The organism is Microbulbifer maximicatervae (SeqCode) (assembly GCF_052467695.1).
Genome location: NZ_CP174320.1, coordinates 4902700 through 4921101, shown reverse-complemented (window position 1 = coordinate 4921101; position 18402 = coordinate 4902700). Strand labels below are relative to the sequence as shown.

Below are 18402 nucleotides of genomic sequence, written 5' to 3'. Positions count from 1 at the left end.
ATTTCCTTAGGATGCCGATTAAATAATTTTATTTATATTGGGTCTTGGCGGAGTTATGAAGCTTCTAGTGGGAATCCTTTTAGCCATTTCATTTTTTTCGGTTAACGCAAATGCAGTTACATCGCCATCAATTGATAAGGATGGGCAATTTACTGTCAGTTGGATTTTGCCGCTTGGTCATGAGGATCCAGTTGTACGAGAGTACAAAAATGGTGTGTTTCTGGGAACAACGTCAGTAGGGCCGGTAGGGCCGACCCAAACCTCCGTAACTGTTTCGGGTCGATCTGATGGAATTTGGAAATACTCGATTGCTGCGCATAGCACTATTGGCGATGGAGGGCTTCCTCAGCCTTTACCGGAGCCAGGCCAGCCTAATTCCTCCTCTACGGGAATTGTTACCCTGGGGACCACCACTACAGAAGTTTTACTTTCACCGGGTGTGCCCGGTGGTTTTACTGCACCTACCTCGGTACAAGAGGGTTCCTACCAAATTTCGTGGAGCAACGCTTCTGGTTCTGTAGACAGGTACGAGTTACAAGAGAAAAAGAATAATGGTGGTTGGGCCCGTGTCAGCAACTCATCAAGTAAATCAGTAAACATCAGTGGGCGTGATAATGGTATTTACCAGTATCGGGCCAGAGCTTGTAATGACAGTGCATTTTCTAGTGCAATTTCTTGTGGTAGTTGGACAGGTATAAAGACCGTTACTGTTATTTTCCGGCCATCATCAATCGCAACACCTGCAAGCGATAACAATGGAGTCTATAGCATCAGCTGGCAATCTGTTAGTGGTGTTGAAGAGTATGAGCTGCGAGAAAAGCTCAATAACGATAGTTATAAAACAATATACACGGGGAGTGCTACAGAAATCACCCTCTCTGGAAAAGTTACCGGAAAATACCAATATGCCGTAAGGGCAAAGCTTGCAGGTAAGTATAGTGCCTGGCGATATTCCGGGGGCTTTTATGTCAGTGTGCGGCCGGGATCCATAACATTTCCCTCGGGAGTTGATACCGATGGTAGTTTCTCGATTAGCTGGGATAATGTCTCCGGAGCTAACAACTATATTCTCGAGCAGCAAAAAAATGGCGGTAGCTGGGTGAGTCTGGATACAGGTTCTGATAACTCCCATACCGTATCAGGGTTGCAAACAGCTACTTATGCATATCGAGTAGCAACTGTTATTGAAGGCATACATAGTGAATACCGCAACTCGGGTAGTAAAGTCGTTATTCTAACTCCTGAATCAATTACTGTGCCGTCAGAAGATAATGATGGAAAATTCGCAGTGGAGTGGGCGGCAGTAGCTGCAGCCAGTGATTATGAGCTTCAACAGCAGGTTAATGGCGGTAGTTGGTCGACCCTCGCGAATTTACAAGAAACCTCAAGAGAGCTGACATTAAGTACTTCGGGTAGCTATAAGTACCGGGTTCGAGCCAAGCTAGGTGGAAGTGTTGGAGCTTGGAGAACCTCTGCAAGTGCTGTGGTCTCCATTATCCCCGCAAGTATCACTATCACAGAGGTAGATAAGTCTGCGGGGAAATTGAAAATTTCCTGGGGAGAAGTGCCTGGAGCTGATGAATATATACTAGAGCAAAGCAAGGGAAATGGTGCTTGGGTAGAGACTTGCAGGATCGTTGGGACAGCTTGTGATCTCTCCGGTTTACTTACCGGGGAATATTCATATCGGGTAGCCGGTATAAAGGGTGGCTTGCTGAGTGGCTTTAGAACATCCACCGTTGTTGTTATTCGTGGTGTAGAGCAGCTTTTGGTTCCCTCAGAGGTTTCTGGTAATAGCTTTTCAATTGACTGGAGTGCAGTTGATGGTGCTGATAGCTATGAACTTGAGGAGCGGTTTGAGTCTGGCAGCTGGGCAACAATTTACAAAGGGTCAAACCTTACTCAATTTATTTCCGTCTCACTTGGCGGGACTTATCAATATCGAGTACGTGCAACATTGGAAAATAGTCAGGGGGCTTGGACTACTTCTAATGAAGTAGAGGTTAATGGCAGTACTAATCCAAGTGATCCAGAATGGGCTCAAGGCTTGGTTGAAGGTATTACACCACTTGATAGCGCCTATATTGAAGCAAGCCCCAAGTCTCATAATGCTGGGGTTGGCACATTGGAGGGTAGTGGCTCTGTTTCCGGAGGAGCTGCGTCATACAATATTCCAATTCAACTCCCACCTGGTCGTAATGAAATACGGCCAAGTGTGAGCGTTAACTTTAGCAGCCGAGCAGGCAACAACCTTCTTGGGGTTGGGTGGTCTATTAATGCGACCTCAAAAATTTCTAGGTGCCCTGAATCTCTGGCAATTGACGGGGTAAAGGGGGTTGTAAATTACGATTCAGATAGTGATAAGCTGTGTTTGGATGGTGAACGTTTAATCGCAGTATCTGGAGTTTATGGCCAGTCTGGGGCTACCTATCGGTCGTTGATAGATACTTTTGCCAAAATTACACAAACCGGTGATATCAATGGTGCTTCAACTTACTTTAAGGTGGAGTATAAGAATGGCCGGATAGCCTATTACGGCTCAACCTCAGATTCTCGTCACTCTCACGGTGGTAAAAGCCAGATTTACAGCTGGGCTTTAGCCAAGGTAGAAGACCGTACTATTATTTCTAATTCAATTCACTATGAATATTCTAATTTTTCTCAAGGTGAGCACCTATTAACGGATATCTATTACTCTGGGGAGGGGGATTCACAGGGAGATAGAAGGGTTCATTTTGAATATGAAGCTCGCCCTGATATATCTTCGATGTATCTCGCAGGTGGACTTACGCGTTCAACCCAACGTCTAATAAGTATTGATACCCGTATTTCCAGTAGTGTTATTAGAAGTTATCACTTTTCTTATCATCTAAGTGATGCCTCTGCTCGCAGCCTGCTAAATAAAATTGAAGAGTGTAATTCAAGTGGAGAGTGCTTTCCCGCCAGCACTTTAGGCTGGAATGAGAATTCTCCCACTTTTACCCTGGAAAAAGTGGGGTATTTGAATAGTAGCGGTAGTTTGTCGCCACAATTACAGCACTTAAATCGAGTATTGTCCTTAAATTCAAGAGGTGATGTCGATGGAGATGGTGTTGTTGATTGGCCACTTTGGCGACATGATGCTGAAGGTGTATTTAGAAGCTCTGAAGAGTATGCGGGTGATTTTTGTAGCAGTAACCCACTGACTCATAGGATGTATTGCCTGATTTCAGATTTCGATCGGGATGGCAAAACTGATATGTGGCAAATAAATTCTGGAAAACTACAAATCAGTTATGAAAATAGTAATGGCAACAGGTCTTGGCTGAGCACAGATATCTCCTTCGATTTAACCGGTGTAGAGTTAATCCGCAGTTTTGGGGATTTTAATGGAGATAACTGGCCAGATGTTATTGTAGAGCGCGGTAGCCTCGATGGTTCGGGATACTTGCAATTGTACTTGCATTCTGGAGAAGTCAGCAGGCCATTTTCTACCGCGCCTGTCAGAGTTTACGATTTTGAAACTTTCAATGCTGGCGCGCCGATAGGTGAATTTAGAACCAGTGAAGTGCAATTTATTGGTGATGTCGATGGAAACGGCTCCGAGGACTTTATTGAGGTTGATCTTTATATTGATGCTGAAAGTCAACTCGCTACAGATCAACCAACTCCCAAAATAGTTTTTTTAGCCAAGCCGAGCTCTGTAGGAAGTTTGGCCTTTGAACAAAAAGCGCTGTTATCTAATGGTGGCGATGCTCCCTTCCAGCAGAGTCACTTTCATTACTTTATGGATGTAAATGGTGATGGACTTACTGACTGGCTCAGCTGGCAATCCTCACTTTTTATGGTTGCTGTGAACAGGGGAGATGGCACCTTTACAGATTGGCAGCCTGTGGCAGGGGCAGATATTGAAACTCGTCAATTACCGCTTGGAGAGTTTAAGGGGGACATCACATTCTTGCAATATCCCCGCTATTCTCACAGTTTTAGGCAGTTCGATTATGATGCGGATGGACGCGCTGAAATCTTGGTGCCAGGAAATTATCTTGCTGAGGCCTGTCATACAATTATTGATGATGGTGACCAAGAGGAGCGTTGTGGCACAGAGTTGTATGACCCGGTCGACCAGCAGCCAGATGGGGCTTTTTCCTGGGCATCGCTGAATACTGAATTCTTCGATGATAGTGTTTTCCAATATAAAGCTATGAAGTTTGTGGAGGATGCGAGCGGCAACTTCTCAGTGCAAATGCTGAATACCCCATTGGTGGGATCTGCTGTGGAAACGGTGGTAGTAGACGGTTTTGGCAACGGACTTAGCGACTTAGTATTTGCTTACGGTTGTAGAACTACGATGACCGATTGCACTATCCGTAATGTTACGGGTGCGATGTCTGGAAAATCTGCGGGGTTGTATATCAATCGGAATAAAGGCGCTGCAACGGGCTCTGAGCGCTATGAGCCACTGGATATGCTGGCTTCTATAGAAAACGGACTTGGGTCTAGGGATGAATGGCACTATCGCCCCTTGTCTTCCCGTGATGACCGCTACCATTCCAGTACAAAACCCTTCTATGAGCGCGGTGGCTACTTGGATAACCTGCCATCCTCAGTACAGGAAGATCACTTCGAGTTTACCTCCAGCATGTATGTGGTGGCAGAGCATCGTCAGTCCAATGGTGTTGGTGGCTTGAATAAAAAGCAGTATCGTTACAAGGGGGCTGTATTTAACAATAAGGGCCGCGGTTTCCAGGGCTTCCACACCATTATTGAGGAAGACCTGGCTGCGGATATAGAATCCCAGTCTGACTTCCACCAGATATTCCCCCTGTCGGGCAAACTGCATAAGCAGCGTCAATGGGAGCTGGGAGATCGTACTGCCGATAGCAGCAGCGTCAATGCCTTTAAGGAGTCCAGTTTTGAATGGCAGTTCTGGCCCAAGGGCGGCCACTCATCCCCCGTAGAGGTGGACGCCCTCACGGATTCGTGGAGCGTCTCCGCCAATGACCCCTATTTTGTTGGGCCTAAAGAACAGAGTTCGACTTACCGCACGCTAGAAAAATCTGGCAATAGCCGTACACATTTGTACACCCAGAACCAAACCACCAGCTTTGATGCCTGGGGCAATGTACTATCAGCGGAAAACCGCTATGAGGAAGCCAATAGTTCTCATATTGTCGTATCCACCACAGATACCCAATATGCAGCTGCGGATGAGACCAGCTGGTGGATCAATAAACCTTCGAAGCAGACAGTCACCAAAAAATCCATTCAAAGCCGCAATGGAGTTTCTATCGCTGCAAATACGGATGAGCAGCAATCCGTAGTGGTGGACTTCCTGCAGTGGGATAGCAACGCCCGTAAACCCAAGCAGGTAAAAACCACACCGTCTAATGGTAAATGGACTCAGGTGGATACCGTGTACAACAGTCACGGTCTGCTCACCAAGGTCACCACGTCAGCAGAAGGGGAGGCGCAAACCCGGGTAGTGGAGACCACCGCCTTTAGCGCCGATGGATACTTCCCCAAAACGGTTAAAAATGTTTTGGGCCATACGGTAACTACCGAGACCAACGCCAAGTTCGGTCAGCCGGATTCGGTCACTGATGCCAATGGTTTGACCACTGGTTACAGTTACGACGCCTTTGGTCGTGCTATTAATGTGACGGCGCCCTCTGCACTTGGACTTAAGGCCGCACCGGATCTCTATACTGCCCTACAGTGGTGTAATTCCGGCTGTAGTCGTGCGTCGGATGCGGTGTTTAAAACCATCCAGCAGCAGGCTGGTATGCCGGAACGAATTACCTATTACGATCAGCTCGGCCGTGTAATCCGTACAGAAATTCAAGCCTTCGACGGTAGCGACTGGATTGCACGAACCGTTACCTATAACGCACTGGGCCAGACCACCTTCGAATCGGTACCGCACTACGCCAGCAGCGGCACAAGTTATGGCACTCGCTACCCGGATTACGACACCTTCGGACGCGCCTTGCGCAAGACGGTAAACCAGACCAACGGCCAACAACTGGATGTGACCTACACCCACGAACAGGCCAGTGGATTTACTACCAGTATTCAGGTGAATGGCCGCCTGATGAGTCGCACCTACAACGGCCTGCAGCAACTGACTGAAACCATTGATGCCCTAAGCGGCACTACCCGTTATGCCTACGACGGTGCCGGCAATCCCATCGTATTGCAGGATGCCAGCGGCAATCGCATCACTGCCAAGTACAACGCCCTTGGCCAGAAGGAATGGGTGGACGATCCCAATATGGGTTCCAAATCGTTTACCTATACCGGCTTTGGTGAAGTGGAAACCGAGATAGACGGCAACCTGGATATCACCAGCTTTACCTACGACCGCTTCGGCCGCATGGACAGCCGCAGTGTCAACGGCACCGAGGAAGCCAGCTGGACTTACGACAGCGCCGCCAACGGCAAAGGCCTGCCCGCGCAGGAGAGCCGCAGCGATGCCAACTATGCGCGCAGCTATAGCTACGACGCCCTGAGCCGCCCCTACAAAGTCACTACTGCCATCGATGGTGAAGACTTTGTGACGGTCAATCACTTCGACAGCAACTATGGCCGCCTAAAAGGGCTCAGCTATCCCTCCGGGCTCACCCTCCAATACGGCTATAACAATGCCGGCTACCAATTCCGCACCAGCAATGCCGCCAGTGGTTATACCTACCGGGAAATCACCCAGATGGATGCCTGGGGCGAATGGGAGTTTGCCAATGTCGCCGCCGGCAATTACACCATCGGCCGCAGCTTCCATGCAGAAACCGGGCAGATGGCCGGCACTACTTTTGATAACTTGGTACAAAACCACCAGGGTATTGCCTACCGCTACGACAGCTTCGGCAACTTGTCCGAGCAGGTAGTGCAGCTGCCCTCAAAAACTCCGGCACTCAATGTAGAGAATCACTACTACGATGCCTTAAACCGCCTGGACTACAGCACCCGCACCGATGGCCCCAGTATCGATTACGACTACGATGCTATCGGCAACCTGCTGAAAAAAGACGACTTTGCCAGCAGCTACAGCTACACCGGCGGCAGCAATGGCGGCCCCAGTGCAGTGAAGAGCGTGAGCCTGATCAACGGCGGCACCAAGACCTACGGCTACGACCAGAACGGCAACCGCACCCATGAAAATGGTGCGCAGCAGATCTGGTACAACGCCTTTAACAAACCCACCCGCATCAACCGCAATGGCGCCAACCTGTACTTCTACTACGGCGCCGACCAGATGCGCTACAAGCAGGTGAACCAAACCAGCGGCAAGACCACCCTGTATATCGATAAGCTGTTCGAAAAGATTACAGGCGGAGGTGAAACCCAATACCGCCATTTTATCGGCGATATTGCCGTGCTCACCAGCACAGATAACGGCAGTGAACTCACCCACAAAATCGGCTTCAGCCACCGAGATCGGCTGGGTTCTGCCGCCGCCGTGGGTGATGAAGCCGGCAACCTAAAGGAAAGCCACAGCTTCGACCCCTTCGGTAAGCCGCGACAGGGCAATATTCTTGATAAAGATACTCCTATCTTAGAGAGCGTTTATAGCACCCGGGGCTTTACCGATCACGAGCATCTGGACGATGTGGAGTTGATCCATATGAATGGACGGGCCTATGATTATAACCTTGGACGTTTCTTGAGTGTTGATCCGGTGATCCAGAGTCCTGGCAATAGCCAGAGCTTGAATCCCTACAGTTATATTATGAATAACCCGCTGGCAGGGACCGATCCTTCGGGTTATGAGATGGCTGATGAGGTTGACGAAGAGGAAAGCATTGAGGCGCAAGCGGTAGAGGTTGAGTATCAACAGACCGGCAGCCGGCTGACCCGAACAGCGAAAGTTACACAGACCTCAAATGGTTATACGGTTCAGATGGGCTCGACTGCACTGGGGGGTGCTTCAAGTGCGGCGGCTGCGAGCGTGACCTCGGATTTGATGGGATTGGCTAGTCGGGGGAATACAGGTGTATCTTCTACTGGTGGTGTAAGTGGGCAGAGTAACGAGCCCGAAAAAAATACTTATGGTTTGAATCTTACTCAAGAAGAGTATCTGCAGGCTGTGGAAGATGGTATTTGGGAAACTGCTCCCGTTATGGATAAGGGGTTTAAAAACAATTCTGAAGTTAAAAAGGCCGCAGCAAGAGTTAATGCTCGTCAAGCATCTAGTGTTGATGACGTTGTATCCCCTGATGCTTATATTGAATTCCTTCGAAATGTTTCTAAGGCAACAGCATTAGCAAATATTAATGTGACAGGAGAAAAGTTCCTGATGATGACACAAAACTCTAAAGGACAAGTCGTTGTTACGGATATTGGTATCTTACCGGCTCAAGGAGGGGTAATCCGAACAGCTGGTGCTTCAGCGATCGCACATGTACATTACCTAGGCTTGGAGCAAAAACCAGGGCCTGGTGATCACAGCTCTGTTAAAGCCTATGCTAAACCTAGCTTCGTAATTGGAGCGAGAGGGAGTAAAATTTGGGAAGTTGGGCGAATATCTCAAAAGTATAAATATCGGCGAGTTGATACAGAGGAGCCTGGGCGCTGGAGAACCTTGAGAGGGGCCAAATAGTGAAATATGGAAATAGATTTACGTTGTTGGTCAGTTTTCTGCTGTTGTTCGATTCGGCTTTTTGCTTGTCAGCTGAGAGCACTCCCGAAGTATTTGTAATTACGGGAGTGCCAAAGTCAGCTTCGCTGTTATCAGAGGATTCTGGAGAGTTAAGAGAATCTTCGATTCTAATTTCTAATCAGTATAATGTGGTGCTTGAATCTGTAGCCCTTGTAAAGGGCAAGGCAAAAATTGCTGACGAGGTTACAGTTAAGCTTTCAGCAAGTCATTTAGAAAGTGTTACTGGACAAAAAGAAATTTTTGTTGCTGTTCAGCAGTTAGATGATAACTCTTGGAAAGTGCTTTATTGGGGAGTGCCACAAAAGGTTATTTGTATCCCTGTTGGTTTGACGATTTCTAAGGATTTAGAAAGAAGTTTTGGTGCATTTGAAAGATACGATGGTTCTAAATGCTCCTCACTGAATTAAATTTGGTCAGAGTAATGAACCTAACGATATTTCCAAGCAGTTTGTGAAAAATAATGTGATTCATAAAACTGAGTTCCCAGGAAAGACGCTTCACGATTCGACCACAACTGAAACTCCACTGCCTGATTCTTTGAGGCAGGCTTTATATGCGTTTGGAAATCTTGGCATAGGGCAAAAAGTATTCTCCCAGTTTATAAAGGATAAGACGATGCTAACCTTTATTGAGATTCCTGATGGCTCGCCTAACCAGTTTGACAAGGCGTTTCGAACTTACGCGGAATCTAACGAAATTGAATACACGCAAAACATTAAGGGCTACTTGGCAGCAATGAGGGAATATACGGTGCCAGGAGATAATTTTGGAACTTCAACAATGGGTAGCCTTATTGCGCATGAGATTGGGCATACTCAAGTAGCTCTTCGGGCCTTCAATTTAAGCCCGAGGTATGACGATCAGGAAGAGATAAGGGCTACGAGAATGTTTGAAAACATATATCGGAAGAATTACAAAATGCCTCTTCGAAAGAGCTATTTTGAAGAGGGGGATGTTATTAGTGATTAAATTTTTACTTGCTGTTCTGGGGCTTATTCTGTCTGTGTCATGTCAATCTCAGGGGGACTCTATGAGTAATGATTGCAAACAGCTCCCTGAGATGAATGAGCTTCGGGCATTAACATTGGACGCGCTAGTGGAGTCGGCCACATTTAGAATTCCAAGGCAGCCAGTTTCAAGGGAGTTTCAAAATGGATGGGTGCTCGTAGAGTTTGACGTCGATGAATCAGGGCAAGTGAGTAATAGTCGAATAATAAACTCGTGTCCGATTCAGCTTTATAACCGCGCGGCGCTAAAAGCTTTGGATAAGTTTAGATTTAAAGAATCACTTTTTAACAAAACAGGGCAATATCTTTTTGTTGCGGAGGATGGGTTGGTAAAATAATTTTCGGGATCCAGCCTTACAGCTTATATCAAACGAAATCCAAAAGGCCCCGGCAGGGCAACCTGCCGGGGCTTTATCGTTATGGACTATCAAGCCTGCTTCTTCAGCTTGGCATTCTCGATAAACATATCGATCACCTGAATCACCTGTCGCTTGGTGGTGGCGTCCAGCTTCTTTACTGCCTTCCCGTCGGCTTCAAATCATCCGCAAAGGCGCGCCGGGCATTGTGCTTGAGAATCAAGCTTTCCAAGCCCTCAATCGCCTGGACTACAGCACCCGCACCGATGGCCCCAGTATCGATTACGACTACGATGCTATCGGCAACCTGCTGAAAAAAGACGATTTCGCCAGCAGCTACAGCTACACCGGTGGCAGTAGTGACGGCCCCAGTGCAGTGAAGAGCGTGAGTCTGATCAGCGGTGGTACCAAGACCTATGGCTACGATCAAAACGGCAACCGCACCCATGAAAACGGCGCGCAGCAGGTTTGGTACAACGCCTTTAATAAACCTACCCACATCAGCCGCAACGGCGCCAATCTGTATTTCTACTATGGTGCCGACCAGATGCGCTACAAGCAGGTGAACCAAACTAGCGGCAAGACCACCCTGTATATCGACAAGCTGTTCGAAAAGATTACCGGCTGCGGTGAAACTCAATACCGCCACTTTATCGGCGATATTGCCGTGCTCACCAGCATTGAGAAAGACAGTGAGATTACCCACAAGATCGGCTTCAGCCACCGCGACCGACTGGGCTCCGCTGTTGCCGTGGGCGATGAAACCGGCAACCTAAAAGAAAGCCATAGCTTCGATCCCTTTGGAAAGCCGCGACAGGGCAATATTCTCGATAAAGATTCTGCGACCCTGGAAAGCGCCTACAGTACCCGGGGCTTTACGGATCACGAGCATCTGGACGATGTGGAGTTGATCCATATGAATGGACGGGCCTATGATTATAACCTTGGATGTTTCTTGAGTGTTGATCCGGTGATCCAGAGTCCTGGCAATAGCCAGAGCTTGAATCCCTACAGTTATATTATGAATAACCCGCTGGCAGGGACCGATCCTTCGGGTTATGAGATGGCTGATGAGGTTGATGAAGAGGAAAGCATTGAGGCGCAAGCGGTAGAGGTTGAGTATCAACAGACCGGCAGCCGGCTGACCCGAACAGCGAAAGTTACACAGACTTCAAATGGTTATACGGTTCAGATGGGCTCGACTGCTCTGGGAGGCGCATCAAGTGCGGCAGCTGCGAGCGTGACCTCGGATTTGATGGGGTTGGCTAGTCGGGGGAATACAGGTGTATCTTCTGCTGGTGGTGTAAGTGGGCAGAGTGGAGCGACATCTCAAAGTACTTTGATCAGCCGGGAAGGAGTAAAAATAAACCTTTGGTCACATATGACTGAAATGGATCAGAGGAAGGCATGGGGAGAGGTGCTAAATGCTGTTGGTGGTGTTGAGAGAAAGGAGATTGGGAGTTCTCATGAAGAGGTCGCAGAGTTTTTAACAAAGCACCTAGCTGGGATTGGTAAGAAATATCAATTTGAGATTGCTGCTGATATCGTTAAATCTGGTAGTCACTGGGGGTTCAAGAACCTAAGAAGCGAGTTTAGAAGGCAATCCGTTTCAGATTCCAATGCGGCTATTGGGTGGCACAACCACCCTAGGGGAACAACCTTTAGCGGCTATATTAGTGCGATTGATGGTAAATTATCTGGTGATATAGCGAATGCATTAGGGGCGAAATTAAAAATCCAGTATATTGCCCGGTCCTCAACTTTAATGGAGAGGTTTGATCCGAGTAAATTTGTAAATGCAACAAAAGGCTGGAGTTATGATAGGGCAGTAGAACACAAGCGTGAAGTAATACTTAATGGAGGGCGACCATATGTCGATACCTTTGAATTCTAAATATTATATCCCCCTGTATAGATATATGCTTTCATGGTCCAGGTTTAGAAGAGTGCTACCGATAGATTTGTTGATCTACGTTATGGTCTTTTCTCTCATGAATTTCTCGACTGCCAAAGTAATAGCCAGTGAAGAATTGAGCGATCTCGATGGTTTTATTATGGAGGTTGGCCGATCCTTTGATTCACATGTCATTTTTAGAGTTGTGAAATGCGAACAAAAGCGGACCTTACTTATAAAGGTGTTTCCAAATCAGGCTGTAAATCAAGAGGGCTCTGATGCAAAAAGCTACCGGGTAGCTTTGTCTAATGAAGAGTTGTCAGATTTTTTGAACTATTTAGATGCGCTTTCTGTTATCCCTACTTCTGATAATTATGAGGTGATAGATGGCTCAACCTGGACCTACAAATTTGAAAATGAAGGACAGATATGGCGTTACCACTCCCCTTTCACAAAATCTAGTCAAAGGGAGCTAGAACCGTTGGTGAATTTCGCCAATTTTTTGTGGAAAATTGCAGATAGAAATAAAATTGATTTAGGTGAGGCTTACTAGAGTTGTTTGAATCAAAAGCTATTTTGTAGCTATTCAGTTCCCTGATGGGCAGAGTGCTGAAAGTCACAATGATCCAAGCATTTCAACAGCAACAACAAATTACTCGGAGCTTTCTAAGGAAAAACGATTAGCCTTTAATATGGATTTAATTAATGGGTGGAATAACAATGAGTTATTGAGAGGCTTCGACTCCCAAGCAGATGCGGCAGAGGCAAATGTAATTAACCCAATATCGATGAAGCATGACCTTGAAGTTTGTTCAAATATATATTTTCTGAGGAAGCTAGTAAGTATTTTCTCGTTGGCCTTGCTACTACTTACCAGCAAAATACTATAAAGAATGCTGCATTTGACTCCATTAGAGCGCCTTCTTTGAAATACGAGTTAAAAGCCTATATCCATACTCACTCAAGGGTAGGTGGAGATTCAGAGTCCTTTCCCGGTGGCTCAAATCGCTGGAGCGAAGGGTATCAAGGTTGGAGGAAAGGCTTGGGGATAGCTGTTCGAAGAGGAGTCGACGCTTATATCGCCACACCAGGCGGTAGACTTAAACATTTTAGTTTTAGAGCGTATTATAACGACTATAGATCTAACAGGCCGTTTAAAACTTATGTTTCTACAATTAGTTCGGATATTAACACCTGGAGCAGTCCATGAATTTCAAGAATCTCATAATTGGTTTATATGTAATAACTTTTTTAACTGTTTTCTTCATTTCAAATAAAGCACTAGCCAAAGGTGATCTCTGTCAAAATGACAAATGCTTCGTATCAATTGTTAACTTAATCGCAAATAAAGGCGCTTATCACGGAAATAAAATTATAGTCCAAGGCGTTTTTTTCAGAGGGTAAAGATGCAGCCATTTACCTTGATAAAGGGTCGGCAGAGTTTCTCATCGATCAAAACGGGGTTTATCTTCACCTAAAAGATAGTGAGAAAGATATGAGCTTCTTAAATGGAAAATATGTAATTGCGGAGGAAGTTTTCAATGCTCGGGAGAGAGGTGTTTCAGGTGCTTTTAGTGGGAGACTTGAATCCATAAAGCGAATTCACCCATAAATAATGTTGAATGCTGGACAGTAATAGGTTGAATGGTAGACAAAAAGAGGCTAAAGATCATATTTCTACTGGTTTGTAGTTAAGATCAGCTGTCTTAGGCAATATCCAATCTAGGGGTAAGCTGGTTCGCCCACAGTCAGGGCGGGATAATTTTCTCTAAAGCGGTAAGATATAACGGCGGTAACTTTTCTAACCTGAGAGTTGCTTTCCACTCAGGTGGTAATAATAGGTGGCCAACCAGTGGGATATTGAGAAACACTGGCGTTACAAACTTAGGTTATTAAGACCGCCCTTACGACCCAGTGCCAAGTATCGGTGGATTAAACAAGCTGAATCCAATAAGGATTCTTGGTTCACTAGGGCAACTAGATAATGTAGCTTATGGTGGATCACAAAATAGCCCGCATACGTTACCTTACACTAAGGATAAATATGAAAATAGTGAAAGGAGCATCAGAGTGTCCAATATTTTAAAATTATTTATGGCGTATTTAACTTTAGTTAGCGGAGCCGTGATGGCCGAAAGCTCTAATTGGAATGAATCCAATGTAAAAATTGGAAGGCAGAGCTTTCATATCAAGCTGCCACCAAATGAAAGTAAAGACTTTCCTACCACAGAATCGCTACAGTTTGTAAACTTGACTGATGAAAGGCTGGATGTTGGTGCCCAATCAATAACTGCCATTAAGAAGTATTGGGATTTTAGTGGCGGACTATTACAAGGGGTTCAGGGGGCATTGAATATAAAGGTGAGAGTGAGGAAGGTTCCATCAAGTTTTGAAGGCAGCATCTTCAATGATGCAGACTTAGAGATGTTATTGATGGAAAGGATAAGTAATTCGGGGGTTGACCTTCCATCTCAATGTGTCTACGAAACCATTAACGGTGCCAAATGGATCTCATATAAGCTTACGGGTAACCTGAATTCTACTGATTACGTATTCCCATTAACTGAGAATATCTATATTCAAGTGCAGGCTGATTTTATTACCAACAGTAAAGAAATTAACCCAAAGTGGCTTAACAAAGCACAAAAAATGCTGGTAGATATAGCTTCATCAATGGTGGTAGTCAAAAACGATTGATAAAACGGTAATGGGTAGAGTGGTAAATCTTCTGAAGGTGATACATTTTCCGAGCCACCTGAAATCTCCAATGAGGTAGAGTGGAACAGTATAGTTGCGGAACATATACGGGTTGAGACAAAAGAAAATCGTACCCTAATCGAATTAAATGTCGACCCAGTAAGCCTTTTGAATCCAAATGAGCCTGAATCAGTTTTTATTGAAACTTTGGAGCGGATATCTAAAGGGTGGAATGTTACTAGGGTGGATGAGAGTGGTCATCAATATACAATGAAGCTAGATTTCAAAGAAGGTGGTGCCGTATATTATGTTACTCAAGGAATGAGATTTCAGGGGCCGCCTGGCATAGCTACTGGTGCACCTGATGGTGTATTTGTGGTTAGGTACTCAAAGGATAAGTTTTGGCGCTACCCGATAACCCCAGCACATGAATTTGGGCACTACCTAGGGTTCAGACATCAGCCGAACCCCACAAATTCCATAATGAGTTACAGCGAAGGTCGCCACGTTAAAGCAAGTGACTTATCGCGACTAGCTAATGCATATAAGCAATAAACAATGATTAATAAAATTTTTTTTAGTGTAATCTTGGTCTTAAGTTCTGTTTTTGCTCAGAGTGACGAAGTGGTAAATCAATTTGATAAAAAAGAGTTTATTTCTCACTTAAATGAGGATATGGATAGGTTGTATAGTTTGTCTCAATCAAAGACGTACGACAAAAATTCTTCGTGTAAAGAAGCTGAGATACTGCGTAAATATCTTTTGAAAGACCCTGTTGTAGAAGCGAATAATGCAATAGATAAAGGTGAGCTAAAATACTTGGTTGTCAGTGGACCGCAGTTAGAGATAGTTGCGGATGGGATGCCAGAGACGATAAGTCGGCAGTTAATAAATAGTGGAAAATTTGAAGTTATTGAGGGAGTTGCCGATAGTGTCTCTTGTGGTGAACAGCTTTATCTAACGAGATATACTCATTGGTATATCTATGTATATAACTCGGTTTTGTATATTAATTCTGTGAGTGCTATTCAAGATACACGCAGATAGGGAGATATGAAACACACTCGGGATATCCGGTGCACAGAGATATACCGGAAAAAAGGAAAGACTTGGGCTTTCTTCAAATAGTAATCTTACTGAACCGAAAGAAAGCCCCGGTAGAGCAATCTGCCGGGGCTTTTATTATTATCCGGTACGTGTCTAGCGCCGGGCCTCATACTTCACAATCTGCCTTCCAGCAGCTCGCGGATAATCAAGCGAAGAAGTGCCTTGGGGGTTGTGACCTGATAATCTGGTGTTCGCCTTGGTGCGAGTGCTCTTTAACTCTTTGATTGCATTGGGGTTGTAGCGGAGATAGCGACGGGTTCGCGTCGGAACAACTCTTCTGGCCAGAGTGGCGATAGTTTGTCTGTCGGAGCGAAAAATTCAAGAACTCCACTGGCGAAACAAAAGAGTGGGTACGGTTGGACAGAAATAGACGGCCACCATGTTGCATATTTTGGTGAAGATGTAGTTTCTGATGGGATTGCTGACTTAAAAGCTATAAATGATTTACGCAGCTTGCCGTATCGGAGTGGTGAGGAATTACTGGTTTATAGACTAGATTCAGATGGAGAGCCATATATATCAACAGTGCTCAGCTCTGATGGTGATCAGGTCGACGGAAATGTCTCTAGCTCAGACCCGATGATAGCAATTGCTCATACCCATCCCTTATATTCACGAAGAGATATAGGTCGTTCATATAGAACTCAAAATAGGTTGAATGAAAATTTCGGTCCGGGAGATCACCACAACATTATTAGCAATCAAAAGCCAAATTATTTACGGACCCAGTCGGGTATTATAAAAGTATTGGAAGCAAGATCTGGGAGAATAACTGTGAGAACACTTACTGGTGATGAAGCAGGTAATATTGAACTTTGGGTTAGGCGCAGAGATCAGTAGGGCGAGGCAGAGAATGAAAATTTTTTATTTAATATCATTTTTATCCTTAGTCTCAGTTAGTTTTTTTCGCAGGAAATGCGTGCCAGATCTCCAGATGATCGAATATTATTAATTAAGGTGAATTCTATTTCACAGTTTAGATTTGAGGGGGATCGCTCTATTCCTAGTTGGGTTAACGAAGCACTGTCACCATTACTGTGTGGGCAAGAGGTGTATTTTTCTACAGTGATAGCTGGCGGAGAGCAGCTTAAAAATGTGAAGATTAATGCATTTTTGGATGAATTTTGCGTTTCTCATAAGGAAATTTTATTGAGGCCTTCCATTTACTTGGTGAAGCTCGAGAAGCAATTAGATGGGTTATGGTTGAAAAAATCTAGTTCGATAATTCATAAAGATAAAAATGTAATTTATGTTGATTCACCTGGTTGGCTTTTGTCTATTGAGCAGAATTTAATTTACGAGGTTGTCTGTACAGATAAAGCTTATAAGCTTGAAGGGATTAGATGTTATGAAATTATAGAGTCGATCAAAAACTTCGTAGATTGAAAGAGAACCTGAAGAGCAATAGTTTAAGGTGTTCATGGATTGGGCAGAGTGGTGATGCATCACTAGATCAGTCTGGTTTTCAAAAAGCCAACTTTTCGATTGGTGTTGGTGAGGTCGCAGGCTTGGCAAATTTGGCTAACGAACTAGATGATGATTTTGCTCGAGACGCAAAGCTTCTAAGTAAGTGGATTCGTAAAAATGAGGATCATAAAGATAATGCCCCTCTCCTTGCGGTGCTTGTTTCGATAGGGTACATAGACAGGAAGAATATAGACTCTTACCGCTTCTTATTAGAAAATAACCCATCTAACAATTTGGAGCTGGGAGCAATGACCCAAGAGGCAATGAGAGGGTTAAGGTCTTCTTGGGCAACGAAACATCTTAAAACTGTTGCAAAACAATATGGTGATTTACAGTGGAAATATTTCCCTGGTGGAGGGAAGTTTGACCCTGGAAAACAGCTTAAACAGCAGATGCGAGATATTGTTTATGATAGGACAAACACTTCAGAGGGGAAAATAAAGGTCTATGAAGCTGTTTATGATGTTGTTGAGACAGGAGTAACTAAGTTATGAAAAAGAGATATTTAGGCGCTCTTGTTCTAGCTTTGATTTCTCTGTGCTCTCTGAGTTGGTCATCTGATGATGCCAAGTTGAATAGGATGTGTAAGGTTTTGTCAGAGCTCAGTTCTGAATCAATTGGTGGTGGCGATTGGCTTAAGCCTGAAGGTTCATTTGGCCGTTACTCTAACCTAAAGACTGTTAAATATCGCTCCTCTTTGGTTCCGGTACTTGATAATCAATTGATCTCAGTTGATGACTTAGCAAAATCCAAATTCGACAAGGTGAAGCTTTATTTTTCAGAAAGCACGACAGAAATTCTGATTGCTCCCCTTGATAATTCCCATTTTGATCTTATTGCGAGTGAAATATCTAACATATCTGAAAAGGATGGGGTTAAATTTAGAGGGTTTATTAAAACAAAAACGTTTAGAGAGCAGCTTGACTCCTATCTTACTGGATTGAGAGATGAAACTAATTGTGGTTCAAATCTTTCACAGTCTTGGTCAAAGGTATATGTGGAAGAAATATTATCTTCGTCAATTATGAGTCCGACGAAGGGGAGCTATGCTCAAGTTTTTGGCGATGGGATAGTATTTGACTTGCAGGGAGGTACAGCGTTTGTATCTGTAACAGACGACAAGAAATATATCCTGATGAGCGTGAGTTATAGAACTAGTCGATGATAGCGAGGTGAGGGGAATGCTTAGCCTTGAACCTTAGGTCATATAATGCCCCGGCAGAGTAATCTGTCGGG

12 protein-coding genes are annotated in these 18402 nt (G+C 45.0%); all 12 read left to right on the top strand.

Going from position 1 to position 18402, the window contains the following annotated elements; all coding sequences use genetic code 11:
• The first annotated feature begins 55 nt into the window (after window positions 1-55).
• The 12 genes from ACJJI8_RS21595 to ACJJI8_RS21540 all read left to right on the top strand — a co-directional run bounded on the left by ACJJI8_RS21595 (window position 56) and on the right by ACJJI8_RS21540 (window position 18331).
• On the top strand, window positions 56-8578 hold the full coding sequence (locus ACJJI8_RS21595) for an RHS repeat-associated core domain-containing protein (RefSeq protein WP_444933719.1): 8523 nt from the start codon (window positions 56-58) through the stop codon (window positions 8576-8578).
• A complete protein-coding gene (locus ACJJI8_RS21590) occupies window positions 8578-9045 on the top strand; it encodes a hypothetical protein (RefSeq protein ID WP_444933718.1) in 468 nt (155 codons plus the stop codon). Before ACJJI8_RS21595 ends, ACJJI8_RS21590 begins: the two co-directional genes overlap by 1 nt.
• A 43-nt stretch (window positions 9046-9088) precedes the next feature.
• Window positions 9089-9607 carry a hypothetical protein gene (locus ACJJI8_RS21585; protein WP_444933717.1) on the top strand — a complete coding sequence of 173 codons (519 nt, stop codon included), beginning with the start codon at window positions 9089-9091 and terminating at the stop codon, window positions 9605-9607.
• A gap of 61 nt (window positions 9608-9668) precedes the next feature.
• A complete protein-coding gene (locus ACJJI8_RS21580) occupies window positions 9669-9983 on the top strand; it encodes an energy transducer TonB (RefSeq protein ID WP_444933716.1) in 315 nt (104 codons plus the stop codon).
• 226 nt (window positions 9984-10209) lie between these two features.
• Complete coding sequence (locus tag ACJJI8_RS21575; protein WP_444933715.1) at window positions 10210-11895, top strand: RHS repeat domain-containing protein; 1686 nt, start codon at window positions 10210-10212, stop codon at window positions 11893-11895.
• 97 nt (window positions 11896-11992) lie between these two features.
• A complete protein-coding gene (locus ACJJI8_RS21570) occupies window positions 11993-12448 on the top strand; it encodes a hypothetical protein (RefSeq protein ID WP_444933714.1) in 456 nt (151 codons plus the stop codon).
• Window positions 12449-13965: 1517 nt separating this feature from the next.
• Entirely contained in the window at window positions 13966-14592 is a 627-nt protein-coding gene (locus ACJJI8_RS21565) for a hypothetical protein (protein WP_413662606.1), read from the top strand.
• 558 nt (window positions 14593-15150) lie between these two features.
• A complete protein-coding gene (locus ACJJI8_RS21560; RefSeq protein WP_413662605.1) occupies window positions 15151-15639 on the top strand; it encodes a hypothetical protein in 489 nt (162 codons plus the stop codon).
• A 357-nt stretch (window positions 15640-15996) separates the two neighbouring features.
• On the top strand, window positions 15997-16539 hold the full coding sequence (locus tag ACJJI8_RS21555) for a hypothetical protein (protein ID WP_444933713.1): 543 nt from the start codon (window positions 15997-15999) through the stop codon (window positions 16537-16539).
• Window positions 16540-16614: 75 nt separating this feature from the next.
• Complete coding sequence (locus ACJJI8_RS21550; protein WP_444933712.1) at window positions 16615-17085, top strand: hypothetical protein; 471 nt, start codon at window positions 16615-16617, stop codon at window positions 17083-17085.
• The gene (locus ACJJI8_RS21545; protein WP_444911143.1) at window positions 17082-17660 is read left to right on the top strand and encodes a hypothetical protein; all 579 of its coding nucleotides are present in this window, start codon (window positions 17082-17084) and stop codon (window positions 17658-17660) included. Before ACJJI8_RS21550 ends, ACJJI8_RS21545 begins: the two co-directional genes overlap by 4 nt.
• On the top strand, window positions 17657-18331 hold the full coding sequence (locus ACJJI8_RS21540) for a hypothetical protein (RefSeq protein WP_413662601.1): 675 nt from the start codon (window positions 17657-17659) through the stop codon (window positions 18329-18331). Before ACJJI8_RS21545 ends, ACJJI8_RS21540 begins: the two co-directional genes overlap by 4 nt.
• The last annotated feature ends 71 nt before the right edge of the window (window positions 18332-18402 follow it).